This window comes from Azospira sp. MPR-E4, from assembly GCF_058809645.1.
In genome coordinates, this window is sequence record NZ_JBXAST010000040.1 from 15,752 (window position 1) to 29,239 (window position 13,488).

Genomic DNA, 13,488 nt, shown 5'->3' on the forward strand with positions numbered 1-13,488 from the left:
CGGGGCGGCTTGGGGAAAACCCGCTCAGGCCCCTGATCCCAGGGGCTTTTTGGTATCATTTGCGGCTTTTCTCAACCCCGGAAGGACCGCAGATGCCTCGTCAATCCCTGATCGCAGCCCTGATCTCCCTGACCACCGGTTTGGCCGCCGTTCCTGCCTGGGCCGACATCAATGTGGGCGTCTCCCTGGCCGCCACCGGCCCCGCCGCCTCCCTCGGCATTCCGGAAAAGAACTCCATCGCCCTGCTGCCCACCACCGTGGCCGGCCAGAAGGTGAACTACATCGTCCTCGACGACGCCACCGACTCCACCACCGCGGTGAAGAACATCAAGAAGCTGATCAGCGAAAACAAGGTGGACCTGGTCATCGGCTCCTCCACCACGCCCAGCTCCCTGGCCATGATGGACGTGGCCGTGGAAAACGAGACCCCCATGATCTCCATGGCCGGCTCCGCCATCGTCGTCGAGCCCATGGACGCCAAGCGCCACTGGGTCTTCAAGTCCGCCCAGAACGACGCCCACATGGCCACCGCCATCGTCGAGCACATGACCAACAACAATGTGCATAGCGTCGCCTTCATCGGCTTCGCCGACGCCTACGGCCAGGGCTGGTTCAAGGAATTCGCCAAGATCGCCGAGGCCCGCAAGATCAAGATCGTGGCCAACGAAAGCTACCAGCGCAACGACACCTCGGTCACCGGCCAGACCCTGAAGATTCTCGCCGCCAAGCCCGATGCCGTGCTGGTGGGCGCCGCCGGCACCCCGGCCGTGCTGCCGCAGAAGACCCTGAAGGAGAAGGGCTACAAGGGCGCCATCTACCAGACCCACGGCGTCGCCAATGCGGACTTCCTGCGGGTCGGCGGCAAGGACGTGGAAGGCGCCCTGCTGCCCGTGGGCCCCATGATGGTGGCCGAGCAGCTGCCCAACGACAACCCGGTGAAGAAGTCCGCCCTGGAATACGTGAAGAAGTACGAGGGCGTGCACGGCAAGGGCAGCATCAGCTCCTTCGGCGGCCATGCCTGGGATGCGGGCGTGCTGCTGAGCAACGCCATTCCCGCCGCCCTGAAGAAGGCCCAGCCCGGCACCAAGGAATTCCGCAAGGCCCTGCGCGACGCCATCGAAGGCAGCAAGAACCTGCCCGCCGCCCACGGCATCTTCAACATGACGCCCCAGGATCACCAGGGCTTCGACCAGCGCGCCCGGGTCATGGTGAAGGTCGAGAACGGCACCTGGAAGCTGATCAAGTAAACCGCTGAACGCCTAACCGTATTACCCAGCCAAACGCCGGCCCCGGGCTTCCCCCGGGGCCGCGGCGTTGAAAGCACTCATGGATCTGCAAATTCTTCTGCTCCTAGGCCAGGACGGCCTCACCAACGGCGCCATCTACGCCCTGCTGGCCCTGGCCCTGGTACTGGTGTTCGCCGTCACCCGGGTGATCTTTCTGCCCCAGGGCGAATTCGTCGCCTACGGCGCCCTCACCCTGGCCGCCATCCAGGCCGGCAAGCTGCCGGGCACGGTATGGCTGGCCGTCATCCTCGGCGTCGCCGTGCTCCTGATCGACGGCGGCCTGGCCCTCAAGAGCGGCAACCTGAAGCGCCTGCCGGGCATCGTCCTCGGCAACCTGGGCCTGCCCCTGGTGCTGCTGGGCCTGATCTCCGGCCTGGAGGCGGAGGCCCTGGCGGCCCTCGCCCTGCCCCTGCAGATCCTGCTCACCCTGGGCATCGTCGTGCCCCTGGGCCCCCTGCTCTACCGCCTGGTGTTCCAGCCCATCGCCGAAGCCTCCTCCCTGGTACTGCTGATCGTCGCCGTGGCCCTGCACATGACCCTGATCGGCCTAGGCCTGGTCTTCTTCGGCGCCGAAGGCTTCCGCACCCAGCCCTTCTCCGACGGTGCCCTGGAAATCGGCCCCCTGCTGCTGCAGCACCAGACCCTGTGGATCCTGTTCGCCTCCGCCGCCCTCATCGCCGTGCTCTACGTGCTGTTCGAGCGCACGGTGTACGGCAAGGCCCTGCGCGCCACCGCCCTCAACCGCACCGGCGCCCGCCTGATGGGCATCTCCACCACCATGGCCGGCAAGCTGTCCCTGGGCCTGGCCGCCTTCATCGGCGCCCTCTCCGGCGTGCTGGTGTCGCCCATGACCACCCTCTACTACGACTCGGGCTTCCTCATCGGCCTGAAGGGCTTCGTTGGCGCCATCATCGGCGGCCTCGCCTCCTACCCCGTGGCCGCCCTCGGCGCCGTGCTGGTGGGCCTGCTGGAGTCCTACTCCTCCTTCTACGCCAGCGCCTTCAAGGAAGTGATCGTGTTCACCCTCATCATCCCGGTGCTGGTGTGGCGCTCCCTCACCTCCCACCATGTCGAGGAGGAGGAGGAATAATGTCCGCCAAGCTCTCCCCGGCCCGGGCCATCCTGGCCGCCTTCCTGCTCTTCCTCGCCACCGGCCCCCTGTGGCTGCCGGAGTTCCACGTCACCCTGCTCAACTACATCGGCCTCTACGGCCTGGTGGCCCTGGGCCTGGTGCTGCTCACCGGCGTCGGCGGCCTCACCTCCTTCGGCCAGGCCGCCTTCGTCGGCCTCGGCGCCTACACCACGGCCTACCTGACCACGGCCTACGGCGTCTCTCCCTGGCTGACCCTGCTGGCCGGCCTGGGCCTGACCCTGGCCTTCGCCCTCTGCCTGGGTTTCATCACCCTGCGCCTGTCGGGCCACTTCCTGCCCCTGGGCACCATCGCCTGGGGCATCAGCCTCTACTTCCTCTTCGGCAACCTGGAATGGCTGGGGGGCCACACCGGCGTGACCGGCATCCCGGCGGTGTCCCTGTTCGGCCTGGAACTGAAGGACAGCCGCAGCTTCTTCTACCTGATCTGGGTGGTGCTGCTGGGGGCCATGCTGGCCACCCGCAACCTGCTGGATTCCCGGGAAGGCCGGGCCATCCGCGCCCTCAAGGGCGGCACCGTCATGGCCGAGGCCATGGGCGTGAACACGGCCCGCTCCAAGATCGTCATCTTCACCGTGGCGGCGCTCTATGCCTGCGTCTCCGGCTGGCTCTACGCCCACCTGCAGCGCTTCGTGAATCCCACCCCGTTCTCCATCAATCAGGGGGTGGAATTCCTCTTCATGGCGGTGATCGGCGGTGTCGCCCACGTCTGGGGCGCCGTGGTCGGCGCCGGCCTCATCACCGTGCTCAAGCAGTGGCTGCAGGACCTGCTGCCGGAACTGCTGGGCCAGAGCGGCAACTTCGAGGTGATCGTCTTCGGCCTGATGATGATCTTCGTCCTGCACCGGGCCCGCAACGGCCTGTGGCCGGCCATCGCCCGCCTGGTGCCGGCGCCGAAGCAGGAGCGCCACGCCGTGGCCGCCGCCGAGCCCCTGCCGCGGCGCCAGATGCCCGCCGCCGGCACCGTGCTGCTGCAGGCCGAAGGCGTCACCAAGCGCTTCGGCGGCCTGGTGGCGAACAAGGACATGGCCCTGACGGTGCAGGCCGGCGAGGTGATGGCCCTAATCGGCCCCAACGGCGCCGGCAAGAGCACCATGTTCAACTGCATTTCCGGCGTCAATCCGCCCAGCGAAGGCCGCATCAGCTTCCTCGGCCAGCCGGTGGCCGGCCTGGAGGCCCGGGACATCGCCCGCCTCGGCCTCTCCCGCACCTTCCAGCACGTGCGCCTGCTCTCGGGCATGACGGTGCTGGAGAACGTGGCCATCGGCGCCCACCTGCGGGGCCGCCACAACTACCTGGCCGCCGGCCTGCGCCTGGAGCGGGCCGAAGAGGCCCGTCTGCTGGCCGAGGCGGCGCGCCAGATCGAGCGGGTGGGCCTGGCCGAACACATGTTCGACGCCGCCGGCAGCCTGGCCCTGGGCAAGCAGCGCATCATCGAAATCGCCCGGGCCCTGGCCGCCGACCCCTGCCTGCTGCTGCTGGACGAGCCCGCCGCCGGCCTGCGCTACCTGGAAAAGCAGGCCCTGGCCGAGCTGCTGCGCAAGCTGCGCGGCGAAGGCATGGGCATCCTGCTGGTGGAGCACGACATGGACTTCGTCATGGGCCTGGCCGACCGGGTGGTGGTCATGGAATTCGGCGAAAAGCTGGCCGAGGGCCTGCCGGAGGAAATCCAGAAAAATCCGGCGGTGCTGGAAGCCTACCTGGGGGGAGTGGAATGATGAACGCCGCGCACGAACCCAAGCCCGTGCTGGAAGTGAGCGACCTGTGCGTCGCCTACGGCAAGGTGGAAGCCCTGCACAAGGTCAGCCTGCGCATCCGCGAGGGCGAGATCGTCACCGTCATCGGCCCCAACGGCGCCGGCAAGACCACCCTGCTCTCCGCCCTGATGGGCCTCTTGCCCTACCGGGGCGAGGTGGCCTACGTCGGCAATGACCTGGACGCCCATGTGGAAGTGGAAGAGCGGGTCGGCCAGGGCCTGACCCTGGTGCCGGAAAAGCGGGAGCTGTTCGCCGAGATGAGCGTGGAGGACAACCTGCTGCTGGGCGCCTTCCACCGCTACCGCAGCGGCCTGCGGGACCACGCCCAGACCATGGAGGAGGTGTTCGCCCTCTTCCCCCGCCTCAAGGAGCGGCGCACCCAGGCCGCCGGCACCCTGTCCGGCGGCGAGCGCCAGATGCTGGCCATGGGCCGGGCCCTGATGGCCAAGCCGAAACTGCTGATGCTGGACGAGCCTTCCCTGGGCCTCGCCCCCCTCATCATCAAGGAAATCTTCCGCATCGTCGCCGAGCTGAAGCAGACCGGCGTCTCCATCCTGCTGGTGGAACAGAACGCCCGGGCCGCCCTGCAGGTGGCCGACTACGGTTACGTGCTGGAAACCGGCGAGGTCTCCCTGGAAGGCCCCAGCCACGAACTGGCCGACGATCCCCGGGTGATCGAAACCTACCTGGGCCTGGGCGGGAAAAAGACCGCCTGAGGATTCGGCCTGAAAGGCAATAGGGACGGCCGTTTCCGCCATCCCTGCCCCGCCAGCCGCATCCCGCCTGCCTCCTGGCAGGGGTACATGAAAAAGGCCCGGTGCCGCCCCTCGGCGGCCCGGGCCTTTTCTCTTGCCGGGGGCGGCCCTAGGGCTGCAGCTTCCAGGCGCCGTTGTCGATCCTGACCATGACCCGGGCCCGCTGGTCGAAGCCCAGATGGTCCGTCGGCCCCATGTTGTACACCCCATGGCAGCCCACCACGTCCCGGGTGTTTTCCAGGGCCTCGCGCAGGGCCTTGCGGAATTCCGGGCTGCCCGGCTGGGCCTTCTTCAGGGCCAGGGGCACGGCGTGCTGCAACAGCAGGCCCGCATCCCAGACGTGGGCGCCGAAGGTGGAGACGCTACCCTTGCCGTGCACCGCCTCGTAGCGCCCCACATAGTCCAGGGCCACCTTGCGGATCGGGTTGTCCGCCGGCAACTGGGCCGCCACCAGCACCGGCCCCGCCGGCAGCAAAGTCCCTTCCACCTCCTTGCCGCCGACCCGCAGGAAGTCGCTGTTGGCGACGCCGTGGGTCTGGTAGATCAGGCCCTTGTAACCCCGCTCCCGCAGGGTCTTCTGGGGCAGGGCCGCGGGGGTGCCGGCGCCGCCGATGAGCACCGCGTCCGGCCTGGCCGCCAGCACCTTCAGCACCTGGCCGGTGACCGAGGTGTCGCTGCGGCTGAAGCGCTCGTTGGCCACCAGCCGCAGCTTGCGCGCCTCGGCGATCTTGGCGAACTCGTTGAACCAGCCCTCGCCGTAGGCGTCGGCAAAGCCGATGTAGGCGACGCTGCGCACCTGCTGGCTGGTCATGCTCTCCACCAGGGCGGTGGCCATGTGGGCATCGTTCTGGGCCAGCTTGAAGACCCAGCGCCGCTTCTCGTCCATGGGCTCGACGATGCGGCTGGAGGCGGCCAGGGCCAGCATGGGCGTCTCGCCCTCCGCCACCGCGTCGATCATGGCCAGGGAATTGGGGCTGGTGGTGGAACCGACGATGACGTCCACCCGGTGCTCGGCGATCAGCTTGCGCGCATTCTTCACCGCCGCCGTGGTGTCCGAGGCGTCGTCGAGGACGATGTAATTGACCTTGTGCCCGCCGATGCTGGTCGGCAGCAGGGCCACGCTGTTCTTCTCGGGAATGCCCAGGGACGCCGCCGGGCCGGTGGCCGAGACGCTGATGCCGACGTTGAGGTCGGCCCGGGCGGGTGCTGCGAACAACAGGGACAGGCCGAGCAGCGATGCACCCAACCTGGCCCCGGGAATACTCCAGCTTCCTTGCATGGTGCGTTCTCCCTGTGATGTTGTCCTGCGACTACTTGACCAGCTTCCAGGCTCCGTCCTGAATGGTGACCATGACCCGGGCCCGCTGGTCCAGCCCCAGGTGGTCCTGGGCGCTCATGTTGTACACCCCGTGGGCGCCGGCCACGTTGCGGCTCGCCTCCAGGGCGTCGCGCAGGGCCTTGCGGAATTCCCGGCTGCCCGGCTGAGCCTTCTTCAGGGCCACCGGCACGGCCTGGGCCAGCAGCAGGCCCGCATCCCAGGCATAGCCGCCGAAGGCGGTGACGCTGCCCTTGCCGTGCACCGCCTCGTACTTGCCCACGTACTCCACCGCCGACTTCTTCACCGGGTTGTCGTTGGGCAGCTGGGCCGCCACCAGCACCGGGCCGCTGGGCAGCAGGGTGCCCTCCACCTCCTTGCCGCCGACCCGCAGGAAGTCGTTGTTGGCGACGCCGTGGGTCTGGTAGATCGGCCCCTTGTAGCCCCGCTCCCGCAGGGCCTTCTGGGGCAGGGCCGCCGGGGTGCCGGCGGCGCCGATGAGGATGGCGTCGGGCTTGGCGGCGAGCAGCTTCAGCACCTGGCCGGTGACCGAGGTGTCGGCCCGGTTGAAGCGCTCGTTGCCCACCAGGGCCAGCTTGCGCACCTCCGCCACCTTGGCGAACTCGCCGTACCAGCCTTCGCCGTAGGCGTCGGCAAAGCCGATGTAGGCCACCGTCTTCACGTTGTTGCTGGTCATGTGCTCGACGATGGCGGTGGACATCTGGGCGTCGTTCTGGGGCGTCTTGAACACCCACTTGCGCTTCTCGTCCATGGGCTCGACGATGCGGGCCGAGGCGGCCATGGCGATCATGGGCGTCTCCGCTTCGGCCACGGTGTCGATCATGGCCAGAGAGTTGGGCGTGGTGGTGGAGCCGATGATGAGATCCACCTTGTGCTCACCGATCAGCTTCTTGGCGTTTTTCACCGCCGCCGTGGTGTCCGAGGCATCGTCGAGGACGATGTAATTGACCTTCTGCCCGCCGATGCTGGCCGGCAGCAGGGCCACGGTGTTTTTCTCGGGAATGCCCAGGGATGCCGCCGGACCGGTGGCGGAGAGGGTGATGCCGACATTGAGGTCGGCCAGGGCGGGACGGGATAGGGAAATACAGGCGAGCGGCAGCAATGCCGCCACCAGGGCGTTCAGTTTCATGACTCCTCCACTGCGTTTTTTATATTAGTACCGCCGGGACGGCGGGGGCTCACACCCAGCGGAGGATCATACCCGGCCCCCTCCCCCCAGGGGAAGAGCGGGCGCCGGAGGAGGATGGCGCCGGCCCAGGGGCGCCGGTGGGGACCCGGAAAGGGCGTCCCGCGGCACCCCCACCCGGGATCAGCGGCCGAAGATGCCCTTCAGCAGCCCCCCGACACCGGCCGGAGCCGCCGACTCCACCGCCGCGTCACCGGCGGCCTGCTCCAGGCCCAGGGCCAGACTGTCGTAGCCGGTCACCCGCACCACCGCGCTCCACACCAGGGGCTTCTTCTCCGCCGGCTTCTGCGGCGGATAGGCAAAGCCCTGGCTCGGCCCGTGGGCCACAGCGGAGACCATGGCCATCTCTGCCTTGGCGAAAATGCCTTCGGGCACCGTGCATTCGCGCTGGCTGCCCGGCAGCATGGGACTCTTGTTGCGGGCAGCCAGCCACAGCACCACCTCCTTGTCGCCGTTGGCGGCCACGGCGTTGAGATCGTAGCCCCGCACCCGGGAGGAAGCGTCCCAGCTCAGGGGAACGGCGCTGCGCAGGTTGGTATTGCCGGCCTTGAGGTTAATGGGCTCGAGGAAATCCATGGCCGCCCCCAGGGTGAAGCGGATGTCCGGCGTCAGGAAGCTGGCCTTGACCACATGCTCGCCCACCGCCGAGGCGCCATCGGGCAGGCCCTTGAAGTCCCGGTCACCGGCGGGCCAGTGCAGGGAGCGGGGCGGCAGGCCGTCCGCCCCGGCGCCCGGGCCGCCCTTGCCCATGTTGCGGCCCTGGCGGGCCATGGCCATGACCTCGGGCGAGACCTTTCCCGCCATGGTGCGGAAATCCAGGATTTCGGGCTGGCCCTTGGCCACGACCGGGCCGCAGCCCCAGTAGATGAGTACCCGGCCATCGGCCTCGCCATCGCTGCCGCCGCCCTGGCCGCCGCTGCGCCGCTCGCCCTTGAGGGGCAGCAGGGGGCCAATGCCCATGGTCTCGGGCACCTGGTGGCTGGCGCTGTAGTCGGGCGGCAGGTCGGCCGGGTTGGTCAGGCGCAGGTCCATGCTGCGGCTGGCGCCGGGCTTGCTGCCGAACATCATGCCCATGACCCCGCCCATGCCGCCGGCCCCGAGGCCGGACAGGGTGCGCAGGTTCATCTCGTAGCTGACCGGGGCAGCGACCGCCGACAGGTGCGCCGCCCCCAGGGAGAGGATCAGGACGGCGGGGGAGAGGGAAGAAAGACGCATGGCCACGGCAACACCTCCGGCTCGGAATGGGAAAAACCCATTCTAGACCTGGAAAAATGCCACCGGGGTTGGCCCGGCGGGGCCTACTTGCCGATGCAGAAGCGGCCGAAGATTTCGCCGAGCAGGTCGTCGGCGGTGAACTCGCCGGTGATGTCGCAGAGGGCGTTTTGGGCCAGGCGCAGTTCCTCGGCGAAAAGCTCCAGGGCCGGCAGGCGCTGGCGCGACAGCTGCAGGTGCTCCTGGGCGGCAGCCAGGGCCCGCAGGTGGCGCTCCCGGGCGATGAAGACGTCTTCCGCCTCGTGCCAGCCGGCGATGCGCAGCAGCTCCCGGCGCAGCAGGTCGAGGCCGGCGCCGCTCTTGGCGGAAAGGGAAATGGCGACGCAGCCCTCCCCTCCTTCCGGCTCCTCATGGCGCTCCGGCGCCCGGTCAGTGAGGTCGATCTTGTTGTAGACGGTGATGCGCGGCAGCTCCGGCGGCAGGCGCCTGAGGATGGCCTCCTCCCCATGGGCGATGCCTTCCCGGGCATCGGCCAGCAACACCAGCACATCGGCCTTCTCGATCTCGCGCCAGGTGCGCTCGATGCCCAGGCGCTCCACCTCGTCCTCCGTCTCCCGCAGGCCGGCGGTGTCGATGACGTGGAGCGGGATGCCCTCGATCTGCAGGTTGCCCCGCACCACGTCCCGGGTGGTGCCGGCGATGGGGGTGACGATGGCCAGCTCGTCGCCGGCCAGGCCGTTAAGCAGGCTGGACTTGCCCACGTTGGGCTGGCCGGCCAGCACCACGTGCAGGCCGTTCTGCAGCAGGCGGCCCTGGCGGGCCCGGTCGAACACCGCCTCCAGCCTGGCTGCCAGGCTGTCCAGGCGGCCGAAGGCGTTGGCCGCCTTGAGGAAGTCGATCTCCTCCTCGGGGAAGTCCAGGGTGGCCTCGGTCAGGGCCCGCAGTTCGATCAGCTCGTCGGTGAGGACGCGGATCTCCCGGGAGAACTCGCCCTGCAGGGAGCGCACGGCGCTGCGGGCGGCGGCCTGGGTAGTGGCGTCGATGAGGTCGGCCACGGCTTCGGCCTGGGTCAGGTCCAGCTTGCCGTTGAGGAAGGCGCGGCGGGTGAACTCGCCGGGCTCGGCGAGACGGGCGCCCAGGTCCAGGCAGCGGGCCAGCAGCATCTGCAGCACCACCGGGCCGCCGTGGCCCTGCAGTTCCAGCACGTCCTCGCCGGTGAAGGAGGACGGGTTGGGGAAGAAGAGCAGCAGGCCGCTGTCGATGACGCTGCCGTCGGCGGCGCGGAAATCGGCCAGGGTGGCGTGGCGCGGCCGGGGCAGCCTGCCCGTGAGCTGTTCGGCCAGGGGCAGCAGGCCGCTGCCGGAGATGCGCACGACCCCGACGCCGCCCCGGCCGGGAGCGGTGGCAATGGCGGCGATGGTGTCGGTGCGGGGCATCATGGCGGGGAGGATTCCGGAGCGTTAACGAAAAAAAGGCCGCCCTCAGGCGGCCTTTTCGCGGACATCAGGCCTTGGCGTCGTTGGCCGCCTTGCCGCCAGCCTCGATCATGCGGGTGATCTGCCACTGCTGGGCGATGGACAGCACGTTGTTCACCACCCAGTACAGCACCAGGCCGGCCGGGAAGAAGAAGAACATGAAGCCGAAGACGAAGGGCATCATCATCATGACCTTGGCCTGGATGGGGTCCGGCGGGGTCGGGTTGAGACGGGTCTGGATCACCATGGTGGCGATCATGATCACCGGCAGGATGTAGAACGGGTCCTGGGCGGAGAGGTCGTGAATCCAGCCGACCCACGGCGCGTTGCGCATTTCCACGGCGCCCAGCAGCACCCAGTAGAGGGCGATGAACACGGGAATCTGGATCAGGATGGGCAGACAGCCGCCGAGGGGATTGATCTTTTCCTTGCGGTACAGATCCATCATCTCCTGGTTCATGCGCTGGCGGTCGTCGGCGAAGTGCTCCTTGATGTGCTGCAGGCGCGGCGTCACCTGGCGCATCTTGGCCATGGACTTGTAGGAGGCGGCGGAGAGGGGGAAGAAGATCAGCTTCAGGGCGATGGTCAGGACCACGATGGCCCAGCCCCAGTTGCCCACCAGCTTGTGAATCCACTCCAGGGCCCAGAAGATGGGCGCGGCGATGACGGTCAGCCAGCCGTAGTCCACCACCAGGTCCAGGCCTTCGGCGACCTGCTTGAGCTGGGACTGGATCTGGGGACCGGCGAAGAGGGGCACGCTGACGCTGCCCTGGGCACCGGCTTCCACCTGGGCCACGGGCACGATGACGCCGGCGGAATAGACGCCGGGCTTGCCGTCGGCCGGAGCTTCCACCTTGCGCACGAAGAATTCGCGGGGCGACTTGCCCTGGGGCACGAAGGCGGAGACGAAGTAGTGCTGCACCATGGCCACCCAGCCGTTGTCGGCGTTCTGGGGCACCTTGGCCTTGCCCTTCTCGATGTCGGAGAAGGCCAGCTTGTGGAACTTGTCCTGCTCGGTATACAGGGCCGGGCCGGTATAGACGCTGACCATGGAGGACTCGCCGGCCGGTGCCTTGTCGTCCCGGGCCAGCTGGAAGTAGGCGTGGGGGGCGATGGCCTTGGCACTGCCGTTGTGGATTTCATAACCCACATCCACCAGGAAGGAGCCCTTGCGGAAGGTATAGACCTTGGTCACCTTGACGCCGTCGGTCACGGCTTCCAGGCGCACCTGCAGTTCCTTGCCGTCGCCCATCTCGCGGGGGCCGGGCAGCACCTTGAACATGGTCTTGTGGGTCGGCAGGCCGTCGCCGATCAGGCCGCTCTGGGCGCTGTAGCGGTGGTCCTCGCCGAACAGCTGGAAGGGCTTGCTCTCGTCGGTGGCCGACTTGTAGCCGGGCAGTTCGAGACGCACCAGATCGCCGCCCTGGGTGGAGATGTCGGCCACCATCAGGTCGGTAGTGATGGTGACGGTCTCGGCCTTGACCGGCGCCGGCGCGGCGACGGCTGCGGCAACGGCGGCAGCGCCGGACTGCAGCGTGGCGGAGGGAGCGGGTGCGGCCCCGGCCTGGGTGGCAGCGGCGGTGGCCGGCACATCCTTGGGCTGGTTATGTTTCACCCAAGCGTCCCACAACATGATGATGGAGACGGCGAAGATCAGGAACAGGAACAGGCGACGGTTATCCATGCACAGCCTATCGATTGCAGGTTTTGGAATTCATGGCGCGGCGTGGCGCAGCCACTTAGGGCACCGGATCGTAACCGCCGGGATGGAAGGGATGGCAGCGCAGCAGCCGCCGCGAGCCCAACCACAGCCCCTTGATCACGCCGTGCTTCTTCAGAGCCTCGGCAGTATAGTCGGAACAGCTCGGTTCGAAACGACAATTACGACCCAGCATGGGGCTGATGGCGTATTTGTAGACGCGCAACAGCAGCAGGAACGGCATGATGCTGAGGGCTCTGAGTCGTTTCATTACCGAGGCTCCGGTGCTGCCGGGTTTGCGGCGGGCGGCGGGTTGCCGGCATCCCGGGGTTCCGCCAGGCGACGGCTGAGGCGCCGCAACAGGCCGGCGATCTCGGCTGCCATTTCCGCCTTGCTCGGCCGCGGCTTGGCCTTGTCCAGGGAAACTCCCAGACGCAGGATCAAATCCACCGCCGGGAAATCCTGCCGCTGCAGGCGGAAGGCTTCCCGGGCCAGACGCTTCACCCGGTTGCGGCCGACGGAGGCACGGCACAGCTTCTTGCCGACCACCAGGCCCAGGCGGGCGCCCTGTCGGGCCTCCTCCGGACTGCAAAGACGCCAGTGCAGGAGGAAGTAAGGGCCTTTTATGGCCCTCCGAAAACCAAAAACGGATGAAAACTCATCCGTTTTGGTCAAGCGGTAGCGCTTGGGGAAGGGAAAGCGCCGGGGGGCCTGGAGTCGAGACTCGTCAGACACCGGCGTCACCTCCCCGGAGCTACCGGGCAGGTCAGGTCCGATCAAACGGCCAGACGCTTGCGGCCCTTGGCGCGGCGGGCGCGGATGACGGCGCGGCCACCCTTGGTCTTCATGCGGACCAGGAAGCCGTGGGTACGCTTGCGACGGACGACGGAGGGTTGGTAAGTGCGCTTCATGTCTTAAGTCCTTGATGCTTGGGGAAAGATAAACGCGCAATTAGAATGGGTTAACCCCCGGGCTGTCAAGAACAAAACGATTGGCCGCCCCGGGAAAATTCGCCCCGGCCTGTGGATAACTTTTCCCAGACAGGCTAAAATGCGCCTTCGCTCTGGCCGGCAGCGCCATTGTAAAAATGCAACAAACCCGCTGCCGCCTTTTCCGGAGCACGCGATTCCCGGCGGCACGGCCCTGGCCTGTGCCCCGTTCCCAGCCTATTGAAGCGTAGGCTTTTTTATTTTCCGGGTCGGGCCCTGCGGGGCCCCATCCTGCCGGCCCGGGGGCTGCGGCCTCCGAACCGGACTTGTCCCCGGCTGACGGGGCGCCCCCGGCGTCCGGTTTCCGAGTGGTTGAGGTAATGAGCGGTTTCTGGTCAATCTGTCTGAGCCAGTTCGAACAAGAACTGCCGCCCCAGCAATTCAACACCTGGATCAAGCCCCTGCGGCTGGAAGGCGAGGACAACCTCGCCGAAGGCCTGCGCCTGCTCGCGCCCAACGGCTTCATCCTGAAGTGGGTGAAGGAGCGCTACCTGTCCCGCATCGAGGAGCTGGCCCACAGCCACTTCTCCGCCCCTGTCGCCATCAGCCTGGGCATCGGCGGCGGCCGCACCGCCGTGGCGGTGGCCCGGCCCACGGCGCCGGCAGCCGCGCCCGCCGAGATTCCCGCCGCCGCCCCCCGAAC

At 67.9% G+C, this 13,488-nt stretch carries 13 protein-coding genes; 5 read left to right on the forward strand and 8 right to left on the reverse strand.

All coding sequences use genetic code 11. The features are described 5' to 3' along the window. Positions 1–92: 92 nt before the first annotated feature. The 4 genes from AC1RTA_RS12000 to AC1RTA_RS12015 all read left to right on the forward strand — a co-directional run bounded on the left by AC1RTA_RS12000 (position 93) and on the right by AC1RTA_RS12015 (position 4,909). Entirely contained in the window at positions 93–1,247 is a 1,155-nt protein-coding gene (locus tag AC1RTA_RS12000; RefSeq protein WP_492784816.1) for an ABC transporter substrate-binding protein, read from the forward strand. 79 nt (positions 1,248–1,326) lie between these two features. Continuing rightward, positions 1,327–2,376, forward strand: a complete 1,050-nt coding sequence (locus AC1RTA_RS12005; RefSeq protein WP_492784817.1) for a branched-chain amino acid ABC transporter permease — start codon at positions 1,327–1,329, stop codon at positions 2,374–2,376. Further along, on the forward strand, positions 2,376–4,154 hold the full coding sequence (locus tag AC1RTA_RS12010) for a branched-chain amino acid ABC transporter ATP-binding protein/permease (protein ID WP_492784818.1): 1,779 nt from the start codon (positions 2,376–2,378) through the stop codon (positions 4,152–4,154). The genes AC1RTA_RS12005 and AC1RTA_RS12010 overlap by 1 nt, the downstream gene beginning before the upstream one ends. Then, positions 4,154–4,909 carry an ABC transporter ATP-binding protein gene (locus AC1RTA_RS12015; protein WP_492784819.1) on the forward strand — a complete coding sequence of 252 codons (756 nt, stop codon included), beginning with the start codon at positions 4,154–4,156 and terminating at the stop codon, positions 4,907–4,909. The genes AC1RTA_RS12010 and AC1RTA_RS12015 overlap by 1 nt, the downstream gene beginning before the upstream one ends. Positions 4,910–5,057: 148 nt before the next feature. Here the strand turns inward: AC1RTA_RS12015 and AC1RTA_RS12020 are convergent, their stop codons facing one another. The 8 genes from AC1RTA_RS12020 to rpmH all read right to left on the reverse strand — a co-directional run bounded on the left by AC1RTA_RS12020 (position 5,058) and on the right by rpmH (position 12,767). Further along, the gene (locus AC1RTA_RS12020; protein ID WP_492784820.1) at positions 5,058–6,227 is read right to left on the reverse strand and encodes an ABC transporter substrate-binding protein; all 1,170 of its coding nucleotides are present in this window, start codon (positions 6,225–6,227) and stop codon (positions 5,058–5,060) included. Between the two features lie 31 nt (positions 6,228–6,258). Continuing rightward, on the reverse strand, positions 6,259–7,413 hold the full coding sequence (locus tag AC1RTA_RS12025) for an ABC transporter substrate-binding protein (RefSeq protein ID WP_492784821.1): 1,155 nt from the start codon (positions 7,411–7,413) through the stop codon (positions 6,259–6,261). 180 nt (positions 7,414–7,593) lie between these two features. After that, positions 7,594–8,685 (reverse strand): hypothetical protein, encoded by a 1,092-nt coding sequence (locus AC1RTA_RS12030; protein ID WP_492784825.1) that lies wholly within the window; start codon positions 8,683–8,685, stop codon positions 7,594–7,596. Between the two features lie 83 nt (positions 8,686–8,768). Beyond that, a complete protein-coding gene (gene mnmE / locus AC1RTA_RS12035) occupies positions 8,769–10,121 on the reverse strand; it encodes a tRNA uridine-5-carboxymethylaminomethyl(34) synthesis GTPase MnmE (RefSeq protein WP_492784822.1) in 1,353 nt (450 codons plus the stop codon). A gap of 64 nt (positions 10,122–10,185) precedes the next feature. Further along, positions 10,186–11,841 (reverse strand): membrane protein insertase YidC, encoded by a 1,656-nt coding sequence (yidC, locus tag AC1RTA_RS12040; protein ID WP_492784823.1) that lies wholly within the window; start codon positions 11,839–11,841, stop codon positions 10,186–10,188. Between the two features lie 55 nt (positions 11,842–11,896). Beyond that, positions 11,897–12,127 (reverse strand): membrane protein insertion efficiency factor YidD, encoded by a 231-nt coding sequence (gene yidD, locus AC1RTA_RS12045; RefSeq protein WP_014235942.1) that lies wholly within the window; start codon positions 12,125–12,127, stop codon positions 11,897–11,899. Next, positions 12,127–12,600 carry a ribonuclease P protein component gene (gene rnpA / locus AC1RTA_RS12050; protein WP_416244307.1) on the reverse strand — a complete coding sequence of 158 codons (474 nt, stop codon included), beginning with the start codon at positions 12,598–12,600 and terminating at the stop codon, positions 12,127–12,129. Before rnpA ends, yidD begins: the two co-directional genes overlap by 1 nt. 32 nt (positions 12,601–12,632) lie before the next feature. After that, the gene (gene rpmH / locus AC1RTA_RS12055; protein ID WP_014235940.1) at positions 12,633–12,767 is read right to left on the reverse strand and encodes a 50S ribosomal protein L34; all 135 of its coding nucleotides are present in this window, start codon (positions 12,765–12,767) and stop codon (positions 12,633–12,635) included. Between the two features lie 398 nt (positions 12,768–13,165). Between rpmH and AC1RTA_RS12060 the strand changes: the two genes are divergently transcribed. Beyond that, positions 13,166–13,488 (forward strand): DnaA N-terminal domain-containing protein (locus AC1RTA_RS12060; protein ID WP_492784824.1); only part of this gene is annotated, 323 nt, incomplete at its 3' end.

Coding starts and splice junctions, on each gene's coding strand:
- rpmH (WP_014235940.1), bottom strand. CDS start 12,767: ATGAAGCGCACTTACCAACCCTCCGTCGTCCGTCGCAAGCGTACCCAC.
- AC1RTA_RS12010 (WP_492784818.1), top strand. CDS start 2,376: ATGTCCGCCAAGCTCTCCCCGGCCCGGGCCATCCTGGCCGCCTTCCTG.
- mnmE (WP_492784822.1), bottom strand. CDS start 10,121: ATGATGCCCCGCACCGACACCATCGCCGCCATTGCCACCGCTCCCGGC.
- yidD (WP_014235942.1), bottom strand. CDS start 12,127: ATGAAACGACTCAGAGCCCTCAGCATCATGCCGTTCCTGCTGCTGTTG.
- AC1RTA_RS12000 (WP_492784816.1), top strand. CDS start 93: ATGCCTCGTCAATCCCTGATCGCAGCCCTGATCTCCCTGACCACCGGT.
- AC1RTA_RS12030 (WP_492784825.1), bottom strand. CDS start 8,685: ATGCGTCTTTCTTCCCTCTCCCCCGCCGTCCTGATCCTCTCCCTGGGG.
- AC1RTA_RS12025 (WP_492784821.1), bottom strand. CDS start 7,413: ATGAAACTGAACGCCCTGGTGGCGGCATTGCTGCCGCTCGCCTGTATT.
- AC1RTA_RS12015 (WP_492784819.1), top strand. CDS start 4,154: ATGAACGCCGCGCACGAACCCAAGCCCGTGCTGGAAGTGAGCGACCTG.
- AC1RTA_RS12005 (WP_492784817.1), top strand. CDS start 1,327: ATGGATCTGCAAATTCTTCTGCTCCTAGGCCAGGACGGCCTCACCAAC.
- AC1RTA_RS12020 (WP_492784820.1), bottom strand. CDS start 6,227: ATGCAAGGAAGCTGGAGTATTCCCGGGGCCAGGTTGGGTGCATCGCTG.
- yidC (WP_492784823.1), bottom strand. CDS start 11,841: ATGGATAACCGTCGCCTGTTCCTGTTCCTGATCTTCGCCGTCTCCATC.